19 protein-coding genes are annotated in these 18,521 nt (G+C 40.1%); 12 read left to right on the plus strand and 7 right to left on the minus strand.

Translation table 11 applies throughout. The features are described from left to right. The first annotated feature begins 196 nt into the window (after positions 1-196). The 4 genes from CSV79_RS07030 to CSV79_RS07045 all read left to right on the plus strand — a co-directional run bounded on the left by CSV79_RS07030 (position 197) and on the right by CSV79_RS07045 (position 3,444). Entirely contained in the window at positions 197-427 is a 231-nt protein-coding gene (locus CSV79_RS07030; protein ID WP_099688333.1) for a hypothetical protein, read from the plus strand. A 128-nt stretch (positions 428-555) separates the two neighbouring features. Beyond that, on the plus strand, positions 556-993 hold the full coding sequence (gene cbpB, locus CSV79_RS07035) for a cyclic-di-AMP-binding protein CbpB (protein ID WP_099688334.1): 438 nt from the start codon (positions 556-558) through the stop codon (positions 991-993). A 137-nt stretch (positions 994-1,130) separates the two neighbouring features. Beyond that, positions 1,131-2,570 carry an MDR family MFS transporter gene (locus CSV79_RS07040; RefSeq protein ID WP_199171886.1) on the plus strand — a complete coding sequence of 480 codons (1,440 nt, stop codon included), beginning with the start codon at positions 1,131-1,133 and terminating at the stop codon, positions 2,568-2,570. Further along, positions 2,557-3,444 (plus strand): transcriptional regulator CcpC, encoded by an 888-nt coding sequence (locus tag CSV79_RS07045; RefSeq protein ID WP_099688336.1) that lies wholly within the window; start codon positions 2,557-2,559, stop codon positions 3,442-3,444. The genes CSV79_RS07040 and CSV79_RS07045 overlap by 14 nt, the downstream gene beginning before the upstream one ends. Positions 3,445-3,574: 130 nt before the next feature. On the opposite strand, the gene CSV79_RS07050 is transcribed toward CSV79_RS07045, so the two are convergent. From CSV79_RS07050 to CSV79_RS07065, 4 genes are all read right to left on the minus strand, one after another. Further along, entirely contained in the window at positions 3,575-4,765 is a 1,191-nt protein-coding gene (locus CSV79_RS07050; RefSeq protein WP_099688337.1) for an MFS transporter, read from the minus strand. Positions 4,766-5,230: 465 nt separating this feature from the next. After that, positions 5,231-5,686: a TlpA family protein disulfide reductase gene (locus CSV79_RS07055; protein WP_099688338.1), complete on the minus strand. Its 456-nt coding sequence runs from the start codon at positions 5,684-5,686 to the stop codon at positions 5,231-5,233. Between the two features lie 83 nt (positions 5,687-5,769). Continuing rightward, positions 5,770-6,312 (minus strand): peroxiredoxin, encoded by a 543-nt coding sequence (locus CSV79_RS07060; RefSeq protein ID WP_099688339.1) that lies wholly within the window; start codon positions 6,310-6,312, stop codon positions 5,770-5,772. Positions 6,313-6,482: 170 nt separating this feature from the next. Next, complete coding sequence (locus CSV79_RS07065; protein ID WP_099688340.1) at positions 6,483-6,785, minus strand: hypothetical protein; 303 nt, start codon at positions 6,783-6,785, stop codon at positions 6,483-6,485. Between the two features lie 611 nt (positions 6,786-7,396). Here CSV79_RS07065 and CSV79_RS07070 point away from each other — a divergent pair. After that, on the plus strand, positions 7,397-8,056 hold the full coding sequence (locus CSV79_RS07070; RefSeq protein ID WP_099688341.1) for a potassium channel family protein: 660 nt from the start codon (positions 7,397-7,399) through the stop codon (positions 8,054-8,056). A 51-nt stretch (positions 8,057-8,107) separates the two neighbouring features. Here CSV79_RS07070 and rnjA read toward each other — a convergent pair whose 3' ends face one another. The 3 genes from rnjA to def form a co-directional block, all read right to left on the minus strand. Further along, complete coding sequence (gene rnjA, locus CSV79_RS07075) at positions 8,108-9,775, minus strand: ribonuclease J1 (RefSeq protein WP_099688342.1); 1,668 nt, start codon at positions 9,773-9,775, stop codon at positions 8,108-8,110. A 3-nt stretch (positions 9,776-9,778) separates the two neighbouring features. Continuing rightward, complete coding sequence (locus CSV79_RS07080; protein WP_099688343.1) at positions 9,779-9,988, minus strand: DNA-dependent RNA polymerase subunit epsilon; 210 nt, start codon at positions 9,986-9,988, stop codon at positions 9,779-9,781. Positions 9,989-10,238: 250 nt separating this feature from the next. Next, positions 10,239-10,796 carry a peptide deformylase gene (gene def, locus CSV79_RS07085; RefSeq protein WP_099688344.1) on the minus strand — a complete coding sequence of 186 codons (558 nt, stop codon included), beginning with the start codon at positions 10,794-10,796 and terminating at the stop codon, positions 10,239-10,241. Between the two features lie 178 nt (positions 10,797-10,974). Here def and CSV79_RS07090 point away from each other — a divergent pair, with 178 nt between their 5' ends. From CSV79_RS07090 to CSV79_RS07120, 7 genes are all read left to right on the plus strand, one after another. Then, on the plus strand, positions 10,975-11,610 hold the full coding sequence (locus tag CSV79_RS07090) for a YkyA family protein (RefSeq protein ID WP_158232488.1): 636 nt from the start codon (positions 10,975-10,977) through the stop codon (positions 11,608-11,610). 281 nt (positions 11,611-11,891) lie between these two features. Further along, positions 11,892-13,007, plus strand: coding sequence for a pyruvate dehydrogenase (acetyl-transferring) E1 component subunit alpha (gene pdhA / locus CSV79_RS07095; RefSeq protein ID WP_099688346.1), 1,116 nt, complete (start codon positions 11,892-11,894; stop codon positions 13,005-13,007). A 3-nt stretch (positions 13,008-13,010) separates the two neighbouring features. Continuing rightward, positions 13,011-13,988 (plus strand): alpha-ketoacid dehydrogenase subunit beta, encoded by a 978-nt coding sequence (locus tag CSV79_RS07100; RefSeq protein ID WP_099688347.1) that lies wholly within the window; start codon positions 13,011-13,013, stop codon positions 13,986-13,988. Positions 13,989-14,018: 30 nt separating this feature from the next. Beyond that, complete coding sequence (locus CSV79_RS07105) at positions 14,019-15,374, plus strand: dihydrolipoamide acetyltransferase family protein (RefSeq protein WP_099688348.1); 1,356 nt, start codon at positions 14,019-14,021, stop codon at positions 15,372-15,374. 5 nt (positions 15,375-15,379) lie between these two features. Next, positions 15,380-16,792 carry a dihydrolipoyl dehydrogenase gene (gene lpdA / locus CSV79_RS07110; RefSeq protein WP_099688349.1) on the plus strand — a complete coding sequence of 471 codons (1,413 nt, stop codon included), beginning with the start codon at positions 15,380-15,382 and terminating at the stop codon, positions 16,790-16,792. A 72-nt stretch (positions 16,793-16,864) separates the two neighbouring features. Continuing rightward, positions 16,865-17,827 carry an NAD(P)H-dependent flavin oxidoreductase gene (locus CSV79_RS07115; RefSeq protein ID WP_099688350.1) on the plus strand — a complete coding sequence of 321 codons (963 nt, stop codon included), beginning with the start codon at positions 16,865-16,867 and terminating at the stop codon, positions 17,825-17,827. 12 nt (positions 17,828-17,839) lie between these two features. Next, positions 17,840-18,118 carry a UPF0223 family protein gene (locus tag CSV79_RS07120; RefSeq protein WP_099688351.1) on the plus strand — a complete coding sequence of 93 codons (279 nt, stop codon included), beginning with the start codon at positions 17,840-17,842 and terminating at the stop codon, positions 18,116-18,118. The last annotated feature ends 403 nt before the right edge of the window (positions 18,119-18,521 follow it).

The following is an 18,521-nucleotide window of genomic DNA, read 5'->3' on the forward strand; positions in this document are numbered from 1 at the left end:
AGGGATTTACAAGCGAAGATTATAAGGGATTCCAAACGCTGAATTGCTCAAGGTTACTTTATAGATAAGCGGAAATAGCGGAAGTGATTGAACGAAATTAATTAAGAACTTCTCATGAATATTGGATGAGGTACATAAATTCTCGCTTTTTGCACAACCTTTACTTTACAGGTTGAATGGAAAGGAGCGTGTACTTATGTGGGATATTTGGCTATGGCCCATGGTAATCACATCCGGTATTATGATACTGGTTTGTATTGCAGGTATTCGAAAGTCCAATCAGTCGATGCAATTGAGTGAAACGAATCGAATACCTGAGACGGCAGCAGAGCATCCGTTTACGATGAACCCGTTGTTGTGGATTATACTCATCGCCTCCTTCTTCATATTTATTGTAATATTTTATTACTGGGCCTCTTTCTATTAAAGAAAGGGGTTTTTTGTTCACCAGAATAATCTTTGTTTTGAGGTAGGGAAAGGAAACATGTGGTATGATAGAATAGAACTGTAATCAGATTTAATGGATTTGATGATGAACAGAAGGAGCGATTACCTATGGTTTCTATCAATAATAAAGACTTTCTCACTGCGCCAATCGCTAATCAAATAATTTCTTCGGAAAAGGTTGCCCATGTACAACTTGGTAATAATGCAGAACACGCGCTTCTCGTATTGACGAAGACAGGGTATTCTGCTATTCCAGTATTAGACCACGAGTATCATTTAAAAGGGTTATTGGGTATTGGTATGATTACTGATTCGATTTTAGGCATGGAACGAATTGAATATGAACGATTAGAAGATATTAAAGTAGATGAAATTATGGATACCAATCTTCCGACGATTCGGGTAAATGATCGTTTTCAGCGAGCGTTGGATCTATTGATTAATCATCCCTTTTTATGCGTAACAGAAGAAGATGGGACGTTTGCGGGAATCATAACGAGACGTGTGATTATGAAGGAATTCAAAAAGTATATTTACAACGTTTAATGATTTTTCGCTAAATAGTATAATGTAACTGTATAGTAAAATGACAAAAAAGGCTCCGCTACTGGAGCCTTTTTCTAATAGAGGGAGTTGAGTATGTGCAAAAAGTAACCAAGCGTCCACTCGTGCTTGCAGCGGTTATGCTCGCGATGTTCGTTGGAGCTGTTGAGGCGACGATTGTGACGACTGCGATGCCAACCATTGCATCTGAACTAGGTGGATTTTCACGCTATAGTTGGATATTCTCATCGTATTTACTGATGAGTACGGTAACAGTTTTGATTTATGGAAAACTTGCTGATTTATTTGGTCGTAAGCCAATATTTTTTGTAGGTTTGACTATCTTTTTAATCGGCTCCATTCTCTGCGGTTTTGCAGATTCTATGGAACAGCTTATAGCTTATCGTTTAATACAAGGAGTCGGGGCAGGTGCTGTTATGCCGATTGCGACGACAATTGTTGGGGATATGTACTCGACTGAAGAGCGTGCGAAGATACAAGGTTATTTATCAAGCATCTGGGGGATTTCAGCGGTTTCTGGACCGGTCATCGGAGGTTTGCTAGTCCAATACGTTAGTTGGCAATTTGTCTTTTGGATCAATGTACCACTCGGCCTGTTATCGATGGTTGGGATCTACTTTTTTCTTCATGAACCAGAAAAGACGCGCGAAGCTTCTATTGATTACAAAGGGGCTTTCTTGCTAGCAACGGCATTATCTTCAATTTTATTTTGGTTAGTAGAAGGTGGACAGTCATTTGAACGTATTTCGATTAGTAGTTTTCTGTTGCTTTTACTAGCTACACTATTATTCATTTTGTTTTTCCGACAACAAAAAGTAGCGAAAGATCCGCTGATATCTTTTAGTATTTGGAAGAATCCTGTAATTCTATATGCAAACTTAGTGTCATTGACGACCGGAATTATACTAATCGGTGTTTCTTCTTATTTACCTACATATGTATCAGGTGTAATGGAGCAAAAAGCTATCATTGCAGGCTTCGCATTGACGGCCATGTCTATTGGCTGGCCGTTAGCATCGTCTGTAGCTGGGCATTTACTAATTCGTTTCGGACCATTTCTCGTATCCTTTGCTGGAGGGGTATCGCTTGTGATTGGGTCGTTGCTGTTTGTTTTCATGAATGTTAGTCTAGGGCCGCTATGGGCAGCGGCTTCGAGCTTTTTTATAGGTGTTGGAATGGGACTGACTAGTACTTCATTCATTGTCACGATTCAAGGTGCGGTTTCGAGAGAACAGAGGGGCTCGGCTACTGCAGCAAATATGTTCATGAAAAACTTCGGGAATACGATTGGCGCTTCCGTATTTGGTGCGATTTTAAATGGTATGCTTCTGTCCTATTTTGCAACGGGGAATTTATCGTATTCTATAGATGATGTCAATAATTTATTGACGGAAGAAGGACGATCGATGATTCCTTATCAAGAGGTGCTGAGCTTACAAGGAGGACTTGAACATTCTTTACACTGGGTATACATGGCCATTCTTGCTTTTGCAGTTATTAGTTTGCTGCTGATTTTACGAATTCCACGGGGAAAGGTGTATGAGCATGTCAACAACTGAGTTGGATATTATTAAAGCGTTAGCTGAAGAGGGGAATATGCGTAAAGCTTCAGAACGACTGCATTTATCCCAACCTGCTTTATCACAGCGTTTACAGACGATCGAGAAAGAGTGGGGCATGCAATTATTCATCCGGTCACAGAAAGGTCTAGAACCGACGCCTGCAGGTGAGCATGTTATCTCATACGCTAAAGAGGCGTTAGAGAAGCGGGATGAGACACTGGAATTAATAGCCTCTCTTGAAGATAAGGTACATGGTACATTGAAAATTGCCTGCGCTTCAATCATTGGCCAGACATGGTTACCGCAAGTGTTGAAAGATTATGTAGCGTTGTATCCGGATGCTAAAATTTCATTGATGACTGGTTGGAGTTCTGAAATTTCAAAGGCTCTTTATGAAGGGGAAGCTCATATTGGTATTGTGAGGGGACAAACGGATTGGAAGAGCCATCGGATGTATTTATTCCGAGATCAGTTATATTTGGTCGATTCGGAGATCTCAACGATTGATGAACTAAAAGATACCGATCGACATTTTATTCAGTTTAAAAGCGATTCCAATTATTATATGGAGATCCAGCGATGGTGGAATAAACATTTCAATCAAAATCCTAGTCGTCAGATTACAGTTGATCAGATAGAGACGTGTAAGCAATTAGCATTAAATGGAATTGGCTATGCGATTTTGCCTTCCATTACACTTTCGGGTGACGAGCGGGTGAATCGTATTCCGTTGCTTAATAGTGAGGAAGAGTTTGAGTTGACGCGCGATACGTGGTTGATTGGTTATAGTTCGACGTTTGAGTTGAAGCAAGTGAAAGCATTCGTCGAGATTGTACAGAATTATGCTGAGTTATTGAGGAAGGATCAATAAGGAGATGGTAGAAGTGTACTGTTAATGTTGCATGCGTCTTCTTCTAAAGCGCAAATCTAGAATCATTAATAAGTACATTACTTATTAAAAGAAAAAAGTCTATCCATCGCGGATAGGCTTTTTCTATGAATTATAAAGTTCTGGCAGATTGGATGAGTGATTGATGACGCTTTGACCAGAAAGAAGCCAATGCGAAACATAGCAATAATATGATGGTACCTAAAATATATGGCGATTTCATATTCCAATCGAAAATAATTCCGGCAGTTGCTGGACCAATCATATTACCTAAACTCATATAGGCATTCATCATACCAGCTGCATAACCTTGTTCTTTACCTGCTAGTTTAGAGACTAGTGTGTTGACGGCAGGTCGTAAAAGAGTTGTGGCGGTAGAGAAAATCGTTGCTACTAAAAGAATGGTGAAAAATGTGTTAACGAATAGAATGCCTAACATGGAAAGTGCTGCGACTACTAGATTAATTAAGATGACTCGCATCTCACCAAAACGCTTGAACAGCCGATCGATAACGAATGTTTGAATAATTACACCAACAAATCCGCCAACGGTAATAATTAAAGCGATTTGAGAAGGAGTGTAGTTATATTTTTGATCTAAATAGAGTGAAATCGTTGATTGGAAGTTTGCCAAACCGAATGAAAAGACGAACATAACGATGAGCATGATGAAATAGGAAGTCTGTGTAGACCGCCGCATCTGTTGGAAGAGATTCTCGTTTTTTGCTACGGCCTGTAAGACCGGCTTGGGATTCGGTAGGAATAGTAATGAAACAATGGCTGCTAAAATGGCTGCGCCTGTTGCTGCGTAGAAAGGGAAGGATAAGCTTATTTTCGACAAAAACCCGCCAATTCCTGGCCCTACCATAAATCCTAATGACATGGAAGCGCCAAGAAGTCCCATGCCTCTTCCACGGTTTTCTTTGGATGTAATATCTGCAACAAAAGCCATGGTAGGTGGAACGATAAAGGCTGCACCGAACCCTGAAAAGAAGCGTGAGATATAAAGCATCCATAGCTCTGTTGATAAACTGAATGTTAATTGAGAAAGTCCATAAATTACTAGACCGACAACAATAATATGTTTTCTTCCATACTTATCTGAAAGATTTCCAGATAAAGGAGATAGGATAAATTGGGCGAATGAGAAGATCGCTATTAGAAGCCCGAGTGTTTGTCCTGCTACTCCAAATGTAGCCAAGTATTCTGGCATGATAGGGATAACGAGTCCGACTCCTGCCATCGCAATGAACATGTTGAACATTAGGATGTAGAGGACGAAACCTTTAGATGTTTTGACCATTCGATAGCTCGCTTTCTTGAAAATTTTTATTTTATCGTATCATAAATAATTCATGATGACACGGGCCGTGCTTCTGAATAGTAACCTTAAAAACAGAAGAGTGCATTTGTACATAAGAATAGGCGAGGGGAGGAGACTGTTACATTGTAGCCAAAGATAATAGGTAGAAGAACATATTTGAAACTACTTTTCTTGACCGGTCTAGGATTTGTGCTATAGAAGTATACGCTAGTCCTATAGGCGTTGTGCGGCTCTCTTCTAGAGTGCGAGAGGAGATATTGTAGTTATCAAGTGACTTACTGTTAGTTCCTAACTTTTTACCATTCAAATAAAAAACTAAGTATAAAGTCGAATATTCCACTTACAAACTTCAGGAAAATACACCAGTGTAACGGTATCGAGTCCGCATTCTCTATCTAATACCGAAAACGAAAAAGACCCCTCAAATGAGGAGCTGTTAGTAAATTAGTCTTCTTTTTTCATTTCGTCAAGTACACGATTGACACGCTTTTCTAGCATTTTCATACCGCTTCCGCCTGCTTGGAAGTGACGAAGTTTTCCGTCTTTGTCAAAGACGTAATAAGCAGGAACGTATTGGTTTTCGAATGCATCATTCAACTTCAATTCGCTATCTACGAAGATCGGTTGTGTGATATCATGCTCAGCCGCTACGGACTTGATTTGCTCTAGGTCTAAATCGTCTTCTGAACGAGGCATATGTACAGCTACTACGTTCAATTCATCTTTGTACTGATCTCTGAAGTTGTTTACATCTGGCATTGCTTCTTTACACATGTGACAGCTGACGGACCAGAAATGAATTAGTGTAGGTTTTTGACCGACCAATTCAGAATTTGAAGTTTCACCGTTTAACCAAGTCGTTGCACCTTGAAGTTCAGGCATTTGTTCACGTAATTTCATCAAGAGTTCCTCCTAGTAAACTGCGTATTATTTATAGAAAAATCCCCACAGCTGACGTAAAGCGTGGGGATGCTTGTACAAAATTAAAGAGTTTTTTGACCTGGGCGCCAGTTTGCAGGGCAAAGGCCGCCTGTTTGTAGTGCTTGAAGTACGCGAAGAGTTTCATCCACGTCACGACCGATATTGTTATGGAAAACTGTTTGATACTGAAGTTCTCCTTCAGGGTTGATGATATAAAGACCGCGCAATGCGATACCTTCTTCTTCAATCAATACACCGTACTCGCGTGATACTGAATGGTTCGTATCTGCTGCTAGTGGGTATTTAAGTTGCTCAAGACCATTGTCTTTACGATCTGTATTGATCCATGCTAGGTGTGTGTGGATAGTATCAGTGGAAACACCGATTACTTCTGCGTCTAGATCTTCGAATTCATCATAGCGATCAGACATTGCAGTGATTTCTGTTGGACAAACGAAAGTGAAGTCCATTGGATAGAAGAATAGAACTGTCCATTTGTCGTTTTTAATGTTGTCTTGTAAACTAACTTTCCCAAAAGATTTGTCAGCTAGTACTGCCTCCATTGTGAAATCTGGAGCTTGTTTACCTACCATACGTTCAGCCATTTTAAATCCCTCCAATTAATCTTTTGTGCAACTACTTATCTGTGTTACACAATCCTATTATATAATATCAAAAATTGTATACAAATACAATTAGAATGACTCGAAGATAATAATTATTATTAACAGAAGACGTTTATGCTGTATGTAAAGGATTTTGGTAAGTAAGAACCTTACTCAAAATCTTGTTGACATTCAGAGGGTTTTACAGGTCTAGTTTGGCAAGTTTGGCAATTTGGATCACAAATCATTTCGCGCCACTCATCACAATCTTTGCAATAGCGTGCATCGAACTCATCACTATAGTGCAGTGGCTCCATGCATTCAACACAGTGAGAGGCCATTTCTTCCCAAGAACGTATTTTTCTATTGTTTACTAGATATATTCCTTCTAGTTGATTTTCTTTAGTTGCTTGCTTGGTTTTTCGATTCCGCTTGGCATCAGTGTCCAAATAAAAAAACAAGTGGTCTTCCAACTGAATCCCTCCTTAATATCTAGTTTCATTTTACTATGCCATCTGCGAAAAAACAATTTTCATGACCGATTTTCTGTTTTCTGTATTTTTACTTAGAAGCTTGAGAACATTTGCTTTCATCACAGTTATATGTATAATAATTAGATTTACAAGGATACTATAAATTTGTTTTTATACGTCTACAAAAGGAGGAGGTAAATTGATAAATCAACCGATTATTTTTTTGAAAATGTTGCTAAACGATTTAGTGAATCAACAACCGTGCTTGATCATATTTCATTTGAAATGGAACGCATGAAATTCTATATATAGTTCGGTCCATTAGGTTGTAGGAAAACGACTATTTTCCGCTTAATTGCTTGTTTTACAGAAGCTACAGAAGGGTTAATCAACTTTAGTGGATAGAAAATTAACTCTGTCTCTACAACTGAAAGACAAGTAAATACCGTTTTTCAGGATTCTGCCTTATTCCCGCATGTAAATGTCTATGAAAACTTAGGTTTAGAAACACTTGGGGTGTATAATAAGTTATTCCTGAAATTCAAAATGGGTTTACGATTAGAAGTAGGTTAGAAAGGTAAGTCTACTATGTAATGGCGAGGGGTAATGTGATGAAGAAGGAATTTGTGGTCATCGGATTAGGTCGATTCGGCGGCAGTATTGTTAAAGAATTAATTGAATTGGAAGCAGATGTCATGGCAATTGATAAATCACAGGAACGCGTAGAGGAGTTTGCAAATATTGCAACACAAGCCGTGGCGGTCGATACGACAGATGAAGCGGCACTACGCTCTTTAGGTATCCGGAACTTTGAACATGTCGTGATTGCGATTGGTGAAAATATTCAAGCTAGTATTCTAACGACACTTATTCTGAAAGAAATTGGGGTAGAACGAATCACTGTTAAAGCTCAAAATGATTACCACGAAAAAGTATTGCGTAAGATAGGAGCCGACCAAGTAGTCCATCCGGAACGGGATATGGGGAAGCGGATTGCGAATAATCTGGTTTCTAATAATATTTTGGATTACTTGGAGCTTTCCGATGAATATTCAATCGTGGAAATTCAAGCGAATAATCATATCGCGGGATCTTCGCTGATTGATTTAGATATTCGTGCAAAATTTGGCGTCAATATCGTGGCTATTAAAAGAGGTTCACACATACTTGTTTCACCACAAGCAATCGAGCAGATTGAAGTAAATGATATATTGATTGTCATCGGTTCTGATTTAGATATCCATCGTTTTGAACGGAAGGCATTACATTAAAAAAACTGTAGGATAACTCTTTGGAGTTATCCTACAGTTTTTTTGTATTATTTATAGTTCCATGATTACAGGAAGAATCATTGGCTTACGCTTTGTTTTCTCGTATAGGTAAGGAACGAGTGTATCGATGATGTCGCTCTTTAAATTGTTTACAGAATCAGGTTTTGCAGCTAATTTACGTTGCAAAGTTTTAGAAAGCATATATTGCGCTTCGTTGATCATTGCACCGGATTCACGCATATAAACGAATCCTCGTGAAATTAAATCTGGACCTGAAACTAATCGATTCTTTTTCGTATCAATCGTCGCAACAACGATGACTAAGCCATCTTCAGATAAAATTCGGCGATCACGTAAAACTACGTTACCGATATCACCAATACCACTACCATCGATATAGACGTCTCCTGAAGGCACTCTTCCAGCTAATCTAGCTGTATCGTTAGTTAGTGCCAGTACTTCACCGTTAGACATGATAAAGATGTTCTCGCGCTCCACATCGCAGTCTACAGCTAACTGTGAGTGCATGTCCATCATGCGATATTCACCGTGGATTGGCATAAAGTACTTTGGTTTGATTAGGCGAAGCATTAGCTTTTGCTCTTCTTGTGAACCGTGACCGGATGTATGGATATTATTCAATGGACCATGAATAACTTCAGCACCTGCACGGAACAACGAGTTGATTGTTTTATTGACGCTTAATGTATTACCTGGAATTGGAGAAGACGAGAAGATGACTGTGTCACCTGGTTGAATTTGAACTTGTCTGTGCGTACCGTTTGCGATACGTGACAATGCAGCCATTGGTTCGCCCTGACTTCCTGTACATAAAATCATTACTTTATTTGCGGGTAGGCGATTTAATGATTGGGAATCAACGAATAATTCTTTTGGTGCATCGATATAACCGAGTTCTCGTCCAATCGTAATTGCATTATCCATACTGCGCCCGAAGATTGCAATTTTTCGGTCGAAGTTTTGTGCTGCTTCAATTACTTGTTGTAAACGGTGTATATTTGAAGCGAATGTAGCGAAAATAATTCGACCATCTACCGTGCGGAAAATGTCATTCAAACTTTCGCCAACTTTTCTTTCCGACATTGTAAAGTTTGGTACCTCAGCATTCGTACTATCTGATAACAGACATAAGACGCCATCGCTACCGATTTTCGCCATCTTATGCAAGTTAGCTGGTTCACCGACAGGGGTAAAGTCAAATTTGAAATCTCCCGTATGCACGATATTACCTGATGGAGTCTTGACGACAACGCCATATGCATCAGGAATACTGTGTGTTGTTCTGAAGAATGATACCGCTGTTTTACGGAACTTAATGTAATCATCTTCTTCAATTTCATGGAGTTTCGTTGTACGTAATAAGCCGTGCTCTTCCAACTTGTTACGTAGTAAACCGATCGCCAATTTACCACCGTAGACAGGAATATTTACTTTACGCAATAAATACGGAATCCCACCAATATGGTCTTCGTGACCGTGTGTAATGAAAAGTCCTTTGATTTTGTCGATATTGCGTTCCAGATATGTGTAATCAGGAATTACATAATCAATGCCTAATAAATCATCTTCTGGAAACTTAATCCCAGCATCGATAATGATGATTTCATCTTGGAACTGTACACAATACGTATTTTTACCGATTTCACCTAGTCCGCCTAGGGCAAAAACGGCAGTTTCGTTATTCTTAATAGATTTCATTTATTAAACCTGCTCAACCTGGAAATGCGGAGAAGCTTGCTCGTACTCTAAATGCTCGCCTTCCAGCTTCTGAATGTATTCAATCATGATTTGACGGTCGTGCAACTGATCACGAACTGCCTTTTCTGTTTCAGCTTCTACATATAAGCTAAGTGTGTTCTCGCGGACTGGAACTTGATGGGCGTTTTCATGGTAATAAACTTTATAGATCATTATGAACTCTCCTTTTTTATGTTCGATACGTTCGTTAGTAAACATATTCTCCATAATAGCATGCAATTTCTTTAAAATAAAGAAAAGCCCACCAATTTCTTGGCGGGCGTAAAAGTCTAGGCAATTGTCTTTTTACCGAGCAAGCCATTGAGTCGTCTAAGTAGTTTACGTTTAAGACGTTTATACATGGCATCATCACTCCTTGACAAGACTATAACATATTTTTGATCCTCTGTCAAGTGTAATTACTTTACTCTCTGTCGAATGGTAGGGCTCCAGGAATGTCTTTATATGGAGAATTTTCATCGATATGATCAAAAAACATAATACCGTTCAAGTGATCCAATTCGTGTTGAAATGCTATGGCTGCCAAACCTTTTAAGCGCATTTTCATTGCATTGCCTTCTTTGTCGAACGCTTTGATAGTGATTCTCGCGTAGCGTGGTACATAACCTGGAACTTCTCGGTCAACTGACAAACAGCCTTCCCCAGTTGAAATATACGTCTTTTCAACAGAATGGCTGACAATTTTAGGGTTGATGGCGATGAAGTTTTCTAAAGGTTTATCATCGTCTGGTATATGCAGTGCGAATATTCTTTTCGATGCATTAACTTGTGGCGCCGCTAGTCCGATGCCAGAGCGTAAACCGTATTTCTCGCAAAGTTTGTCATCCTGACTGTTCACTATATATTCTAGTAGGTCATCACATAATTGGCGATCTTCAGTACTTAGCGGAAAGCTCACCTCTTTTGCTTTGATGCGCAATGTCGGGTGACCCTCGCGAATAATATCATTCATTAAAATCATTTATACTCTTCCCCTCATATATGATTGTTACTATATCGTTCTAATTAAAACATAGTTGAAGTGCCTATCGTTTAGTACAGCATGTATACACTTAGTACATTTAACTTATCCTATATAGTATAAACGAATAGGGAACATGGTGAAAGAGAAATGTATGCAATTCATTAGGAGGTTCACGATGAAGAAAATCCTTTTAGTATTAACGATAGCCTTTCTATTAAATGCTTGTTCCAAGGACTCCTCGCTAGAACGGCAACTCACAGACATATTAATAATTATGAATGAAAAAGAGAAGCGGGGGACAGGTTATGTTAGGAAGTTGAATGAGCATGAACGAAAAGAACAACAATTATTTACTGACACTATGGAGATGACACAGCAAAGATATTCCGAAGTTGAAAAGTTAGTGGCTGCATTAAAAAAATCAGCAAATGAGCGAATGGTCATTATTGAGAAAGAACAACAGGTGCTACATGATGCGCGAATGGAACTAGACTATTTAAATGAGCAAATGAATGGTTTTGACGATGAAGGTATTAATAAGATAAAAAAACTTTTAAGCGCATTATATAATCGATACGATACACATGATCGGTTTGTATTGAATTATAAAAAACTAATCTATGAACAAACTAAATTGTATACGCAGTTGGAAGATCGCTCGGTTCGTGCGAATGTATTAGATGAACAAGTAAACGAAATAAATCGATTAACTTCTACTATTGAAGAAGACATCCACGAATTCAACGAAGCCACTACTGAAGTCAATCGATTAAAGTCACGCGCGTTAGCAAGTTTAGAAAAGATGAAATAAGGAAAGAGAGAATTGAGAAGACAAACTTCTGTGCAATTTTGTGGGGCGCAATATGGAAATGAAAAACAGTGAAATTGATAATGAAACACCACATCTGTACCAACACAGAAGCGGTGTTGTGTTAATACAGTTTATTTGTAATAAACTGTATATTGTTAAAAAACTCTTTAAATACAATGGTTGACCAACCGCTCAGTTTTGAGTATACTAAAAAATATAATCAGTTGTATTCATTTTGTTCGAAAAAAAGTATAATACAGATATGAAGGAGAGATTGACATATGGTAGCTAAAAAAGGTAACCAATACGACCCTGTGAAAGCGCTTCAACTTATTGAAAGTCAATTTGAAATGGTTCAAATCTTAAACGAAGAAGGAAAGATCGTAAATAAAGATCTAGATCCAAAGCTTTCTGATGAAGAGTTAGTGGAATTAATGAATCGCATGGTCTACACGCGAATTTTAGATCAACGTTCTATTTCTTTAAATAGACAAGGTAGACTTGGCTTCTATGCACCGACAGCAGGGCAAGAAGCTTCACAACTCGCTTCTCAATATGTCCTTGAGAAAGATGATTTCATTCTTCCGGGCTATCGTGATGTACCGCAATTACTATTCCATGGCTGGCCGTTACATATGGCATTCCTATGGTCGAGAGGTCATTACGAAGGAAGTGTTCTTCCGGAAGGGCTGAATATCTTCCCGCCACAAATCATCATTGGTGCTCAATACATCCAAGCAGCTGGCGTAGCGCTTGGCTTTAAGAAAAAAGGACAGAAATCAGTAGCCATCACGTATACAGGCGATGGTGGTACTTCGCAAGGTGACTTCTACGAAGGTTTAAACTTTGCTGGGGCGTTTAAAGTACCTGCAATTTTCATTATCCAAAACAACCAATATGCGATATCTACACATCGTGATGTCCAGTCAGCAGCGAAAACATTGGCGCAAAAAGGTGTAGCGGCTGGTGTGCCAAGTGTTCTTGTAGATGGAATGGATCCATTGGCGGTATACGTGGCGACTCGCGATGCAAGAGAGCGTGCAGTCAATGGTGATGGACCGACACTTATCGAAACGATGTGTTACCGTTATGGACCGCATACGATGGCGGGGGACGACCCGACTCGTTACCGTACTTCGGAAATCGATGGTGAGTGGGAGAAGCGCGATCCAATCGTTCGCTTCAGAACATACCTAGAAAACAAAGGGATTTGGTCTAAAGAGCTGGAAGAAAAAGTAGTAGAACGTGCAAAAGAAGAAATTAAAGTAGCGATCAAAAAAGCGGACGCTGCACCTAAACAAAAAGCCACGGACTTTATGAAGATTATGTATAAGGGCGATATGCCGTTTAACTTACAAGAACAATTAGATGCGTATGTAGGAAAGGAGTCGAACTGACCCATGGCACAATTGACAATGATTCAAGCGATTACAGAAGCGCTTCGTACGGAACTAAAAGCAGATGAAAACGTATTGCTGTTTGGAGAAGACGTAGGTGCAAACGGAGGTGTCTTCCGTGCAACGGAAGGCCTTCATAAAGAGTTTGGTGAAGAGCGTGTGTTTGATACACCTCTTGCGGAGTCTGGAATTGGCGGACTTGCAATTGGTCTAGCGCTTACTGGCTTCCGTCCGGTTATGGAAATTCAATTCTTCGGCTTTTTATTTGAAGTAATGGATTCCGTAAGTGGCCAAATGGCACGTATGAGCTTTAGAACAGGTGGACGTTTCAATGCACCGATTACAATTCGTGCGCCGTTTGGTGGCGGTGTAGCTACTCCGGAAATGCACGCTGATAGTTTAGAAGGGCTAGTAGCGGCACAACCTGGTTTAACAGTTGTTATACCATCAACTCCTTATGACGCAAAAGGTCTATTGATTTCAGCGATTAAAGATGAGAATCCAGTGATTTTCTTAGAGCATATGAAATTATATCGTTCATTCAGACAAGAAGTACCTGAAGAAGAATATACGATTCCATTAGGTAAAGCGGATGTGAAACGTGAAGGTACAGACTTGACGATTATTGCATACGGTGCAATGGTTCAGGAAAGTCTAAAAGCTGCTGAAACGCTAGAAAAAGAGGGATATTCTGTAGAAGTAGTAGACTTGCGCACGATTCAACCACTTGATATTGAAACGATTATTCAATCGGTAGAAAAAACGAATCGCGTAATTGTTGTTCAAGAAGCGCAACGTCAAGCAGGAATTGCTGCGAATGTTGTAGCGGAAATTTCAGAACGTGCGATTTTAAGTTTAGAAGCACCAGTGATGCGTGTTACAGCACCAGATACGATCTATCCGTTTGCAGCCGGTGAAAACACGTGGCTTCCAAATGCAAAAGATATTGTAGCGAAAGCAAAAGAAGTACTAACATTTTAACTGTTAGACAATCCAGAAAGGGTGAATTACGTGACCTATGAATTTCGTTTGCCAGACATTGGAGAAGGTATACATGAAGGAGAAATCGTTAAGTGGTTCGTGAAACCAGGCGATACTATCCAGGAAGATGATACATTACTAGAAGTACAAAATGATAAAGCGGTAGTAGAAATACCATCACCAGTTTCGGGTACAGTAGAAGAAATCTACGTTACAGAAGGTACAGTAGCTGTTGTAGGGGATAAATTAGTACGTTTTGATGCGCCGGATCATGATATACCTGATCATCATGATGATCACCACCAGGAAGATACGGCATCAGAAAAAGCGAGTGCTGAGAAATCGCATGAGCAAGTGGAGAAGGCGCTTGGTGGAACAGAAGCGAAGAAATCAGCTGAAAATCAACCTGAACAAACGCAACAACCAAAAACATCTGAATCTACGGATGAACACCGCCGTGTAATTGCCATGCCATCTGTTCGTAAATATGCAAGAGAGCAAGACGTGGTTATTGCAGAAGTTGCGGGTAGTGGGAAAAATGGTCGCGTGTTAAAAGAAGATGTGGATACCTTTAAAGCGGGTGGTCAACAACAGGCTAGTGCTGAAGTTGTTGAAACTACGCAGGATACACAAGGCGAGTCGGTATCGGTTGCAGAAAAACAACAGCCGGTCTTTGAAGGTGAATTCCCGGAAACACGTGAAAAAATGTCTCCTATTCGTAAGGCAATCTCAAAAGCTATGTCGAATTCTAAGCACACTGCAGCTCATGTTACGTTGCTTGATGAAGTGGATGTCACAGCACTTGTTGCTCATCGTAAAGAATTCAAAGAGATTGCAGCGAAGAAAGACATTAAACTTACGTATTTACCGTATGTCGTGAAAGCATTAGTAGCGACATTGCGTGAGTTCCCACAACTAAATACAACACTAGACGATGCAACTGAAGAATTAATTCAGAAACATTATTATAATATTGGAATCGCAGCGGATACTGATCGTGGCTTAATGGTCCCTGTCGTTAAAAATGCAGATCGTAAATCGATGTTCGCCATTTCTACTGAAGTAAATGAACTTGCGGAAAAAGCACGTTCTGGTAAGTTGCAAGCTTCTGAAATGAAAGGTGGATCTTGTACGATTACGAATATTGGTTCAGCAGGCGGCCAATGGTTTACACCGATTATTAACCATCCTGAAGTAGCTATTTTAGGTGTCGGTAGAATTTCTGAGAAACCTGTAGTAAAAAATGGTGAAATTATAGTGGCACCTATGTTAGCATTGTCTTTAGTGTTCGATCACCGAGTAATTGATGGCGTAACGGGACAATTAGCGTTAAACTATCTTAAGGAATTACTAGGGAACCCATCACTTTTATTAATGGAGGCGTAAAGCACATGGTAGTAGGAGATTTTCCAATTGAAGTTGATACACTCGTAGTAGGTTCAGGCCCAGGAGGATATGTCGCAGCAATTCGCGCAGCGCAGCTTGGACAAAAAGTAACACTCGTAGAAAAAGAGACAATCGGTGGCGTTTGTTTAAACGTTGGATGTATCCCGTCTAAAGCGATGATTTCTGTTGGTCACCGTTTTGTGGCAGCACAAAATTCTGATTCTATGGGAATTACAGCTGAATCTGTAAAACTAGACTTTGCTAAAGCTCAGAAATTTAAAAATGGTGTAGTGTCTAAATTAACAGGTGGCGTTGAAGGTCTGTTAAAAGGCAATAAAGTAGAAACTGTTATGGGTGAAGCATACTTCGTTGATGCAAATACAGTACGAGTAATGACTGATAAATCAGCACAAACGTATAAATTCAATAACGTCATCATTGCAACAGGTGCACGTCCAGTTGAAATTCCAACGTTCAAATTTACTGACCGTGTGATTAGTTCAACGGGTGCTTTGAACTTGAAAGAATTGCCTAAGAAGCTTGTTGTTATCGGTGGTGGATATATCGGAACGGAATTAGGTTCAGCTTATGCAAACCTAGGATCAGAAGTAACGATTATTGAAGGTGCAGATGATATCCTCGCAGGTTTCGAAAAACAAATGACACAAATCGTGAAAAAAGGTCTGAAGAAAAAAGGCGTTGAAATCGTAGTAAAAGCATCTGCAAAAGGTGTTGAAGAAACAAAAGATGGCGTTGTTGTTACATATGAAGCTAAAGGTGAAGAAGTAAAAGTAGAGGCTGATTATGTATTGGTAACAGTTGGTCGTCGTCCAAACACAGATGAAATTGGTTTGGAAGGTCTTGGCTTGAATATGACTGATCGAGGTTTGATCGAAGTAGACAAGCAATGCCGTACGAACTTACCGAATATTTATGCAATCGGTGATATCGTTGCGGGACCACAGCTTGCGCATAAAGCATCATATGAAGCTAAAGTTGCAGCTGAAGCTATTTCAGGTGAAAAGTCTGAAGTAGATTACTTAGCAATTCCAGCAGTCTGCTTTACAGATCCAGAACTTGCAACAGTCGGCTTGAATGAACAACAAGCAAAAGACGAAGGTTATGATGTAGTGACTGGTAAATTCCCGTTTGCTGCAAATGGCCGTGCAATTTCATTGGATGCAACAGAAGGCTTCGTGAAGCTTGTTGCGCGTAAAGAAGATGGTTTGCTTCTAGGGGCTCAAATCGTTGGTGAAAACGCTTCTGATATGATCGCTGAATTAGGATTAGCTATTGAAGCAGGCATGACGCTTGAAGACGTTTCAATGACAATTCATGCGCATCCTACACTTGGTGAGATTTCCATGGAAGCGGCAGAAGTTGCTCTTGGTAAGCCAATCCACATGATGACGAAATAATACAGCTACAATACAACCCATGGGAATTCTCTTCTCATGGGTTGTTTTTACATTATGAAAAGGGGAGAGAAAATGAACTGGAATACGAGAGTGACAGAGTTGTTTGGAATTGATTATCCAATAGTGCAGGGGGGACTAGCTTATTTGGCGTACGCAGATTTAGCTGCTGCTGTTTCAGAAGCGGGTGGACTTGGACAAATCACAGCAATGAGTTTATCTTCACCAGATGCGTTAAAGCAGGAAATTTACAAAGTGCGAAAGAAAACATCTAAGCCGTTTGGTGTCAATTTTGCTATAGGCAATCATGGCCGCTCTTTTGAAGCAATGGTAGAAGCTGCTTTGGAAGAAGACGTGAAGATTATTTCTGTTACAGGGGGAAATCCAACACCGTTATTTGAAATGCTAAAAGGGACGGACGTAAAGAAGTTAGTACTTGTAGCCGCTACAAGACAAGCACAAAAAGCGGAAGAGATTGGTGCTGATGCAGTGATTGCTGTCGGTCAGGAAGGTGGAGGACATTTAGGTCGCGATGATATCGGGACGATGGTATTGATCCCGCGTATAGTAGACTCTGTTAGTATTCCAGTCATTGGTTCTGGTGGAATAGGAGATGGTCGTGGCTGGATGGCTGCACATGCGCTAGGTGCTGAAGGAATAGAGATGGGTACACGTTTTATCGCAACGAAAGAATGTGTAGATGCTTCTCCAGCATATATTCAATCATTACTAGCAAGTAGTGAGCAAGATACGACAGTCATTAAAAGAACTATAGGAGCACCTGCACGAGCGCTGACGAATGATTGGACAGCTCAGATCTTAGAGAAGGAAGCGGAAGGCGTAGGTTATGAAGGTTTGAAATCGTATATCAGTGGAGATGCTAATCGTAAATTCATCCATGAAGGTGCTATGGGTGAGGGTTACGGTTGGGGTGGTCAAGTAGTTGGAATGATAGATGATGTTCCGAGTGTAGCAGAATTATTTGCAAGAATGAAAAACGAAGCAGAAGCCATAAGAGGGAAATGGAATGTGAAATAAGGAGGAAAGAATATGTCAGGTTACCAATATCCTTTGCGTGCAGATTGGTCCACAGAGGAGGTTGTCGCGGTAGTCGACTTTTTTACAAAGGTAGAGCAAGCATATGAGTCTTCTGTCGAACGAGAAGAGTTCATGAAGCATTATCGCGCGTTTAAACAAGTTGTCCCATCCATGGCTGAGGAAAAGACGTTGTGTAAAGAGTTTGAAGAAAGTAGCGGATATGTCGCGTTTCGTGTTGTTAAACTAGCAAAAGAAAGTGCTGCGGGCGACCAATTGAAGGTAAAACAATAAAAATTCAAGAGCTTTTTTGTTTCTGTGTCAGACTGCAGACAAATACCAAAAATTTTGGTGTTTGTACTCAGTCTTTTTCTTTTATACTGAGAGATCCTACAATTTAGTTTCCTTTGCGAGCGGAAGTGGGCTTTAGCAACTTTCTTCAGCCTAGAGCCGGGCAAACGCTCGCCGAGACCGCGCGTAAATGACACACAACCACGCGAACACTTCCCAAGACCGCGCGTAAACGACACGCAACCGCGCGAACTCTCGCCGAGGCCGCGCGTAAACGACACACAACCGCGCGAACACTTCCTGAGACCGCGCGTAAACGACACACAACCGCGCGAACACTACCCTTGATCAAGCTTACTCATCTTTCTATTTACGCCACATGTCTATTGATCTGCCAATGAAAACT

The organism is Sporosarcina sp. P13, from assembly GCF_002743055.1.
GTDB lineage: Bacteria > Bacillota > Bacilli > Bacillales_A > Planococcaceae > Sporosarcina.

Coding starts and splice junctions, on each gene's coding strand:
- CSV79_RS07030 (WP_099688333.1), top strand. CDS start 197: ATGTGGGATATTTGGCTATGGCCCATGGTAATCACATCCGGTATTATG.
- cbpB (WP_099688334.1), top strand. CDS start 556: ATGGTTTCTATCAATAATAAAGACTTTCTCACTGCGCCAATCGCTAAT.
- CSV79_RS07040 (WP_199171886.1), top strand. CDS start 1,131: ATGCTCGCGATGTTCGTTGGAGCTGTTGAGGCGACGATTGTGACGACT.
- CSV79_RS07045 (WP_099688336.1), top strand. CDS start 2,557: ATGTCAACAACTGAGTTGGATATTATTAAAGCGTTAGCTGAAGAGGGG.
- CSV79_RS07050 (WP_099688337.1), bottom strand. CDS start 4,765: ATGGTCAAAACATCTAAAGGTTTCGTCCTCTACATCCTAATGTTCAAC.
- CSV79_RS07055 (WP_099688338.1), bottom strand. CDS start 5,686: ATGAAATTACGTGAACAAATGCCTGAACTTCAAGGTGCAACGACTTGG.
- CSV79_RS07060 (WP_099688339.1), bottom strand. CDS start 6,312: ATGGCTGAACGTATGGTAGGTAAACAAGCTCCAGATTTCACAATGGAG.
- CSV79_RS07070 (WP_099688341.1), top strand. CDS start 7,397: ATGAAGAAGGAATTTGTGGTCATCGGATTAGGTCGATTCGGCGGCAGT.
- rnjA (WP_099688342.1), bottom strand. CDS start 9,775: ATGAAATCTATTAAGAATAACGAAACTGCCGTTTTTGCCCTAGGCGGA.
- CSV79_RS07080 (WP_099688343.1), bottom strand. CDS start 9,988: ATGATCTATAAAGTTTATTACCATGAAAACGCCCATCAAGTTCCAGTC.
- def (WP_099688344.1), bottom strand. CDS start 10,796: ATGATTTTAATGAATGATATTATTCGCGAGGGTCACCCGACATTGCGC.
- CSV79_RS07090 (WP_158232488.1), top strand. CDS start 10,975: ATGAAGAAAATCCTTTTAGTATTAACGATAGCCTTTCTATTAAATGCT.
- pdhA (WP_099688346.1), top strand. CDS start 11,892: ATGGTAGCTAAAAAAGGTAACCAATACGACCCTGTGAAAGCGCTTCAA.
- CSV79_RS07100 (WP_099688347.1), top strand. CDS start 13,011: ATGGCACAATTGACAATGATTCAAGCGATTACAGAAGCGCTTCGTACG.
- lpdA (WP_099688349.1), top strand. CDS start 15,380: ATGGTAGTAGGAGATTTTCCAATTGAAGTTGATACACTCGTAGTAGGT.
- CSV79_RS07115 (WP_099688350.1), top strand. CDS start 16,865: ATGAACTGGAATACGAGAGTGACAGAGTTGTTTGGAATTGATTATCCA.
- CSV79_RS07120 (WP_099688351.1), top strand. CDS start 17,840: ATGTCAGGTTACCAATATCCTTTGCGTGCAGATTGGTCCACAGAGGAG.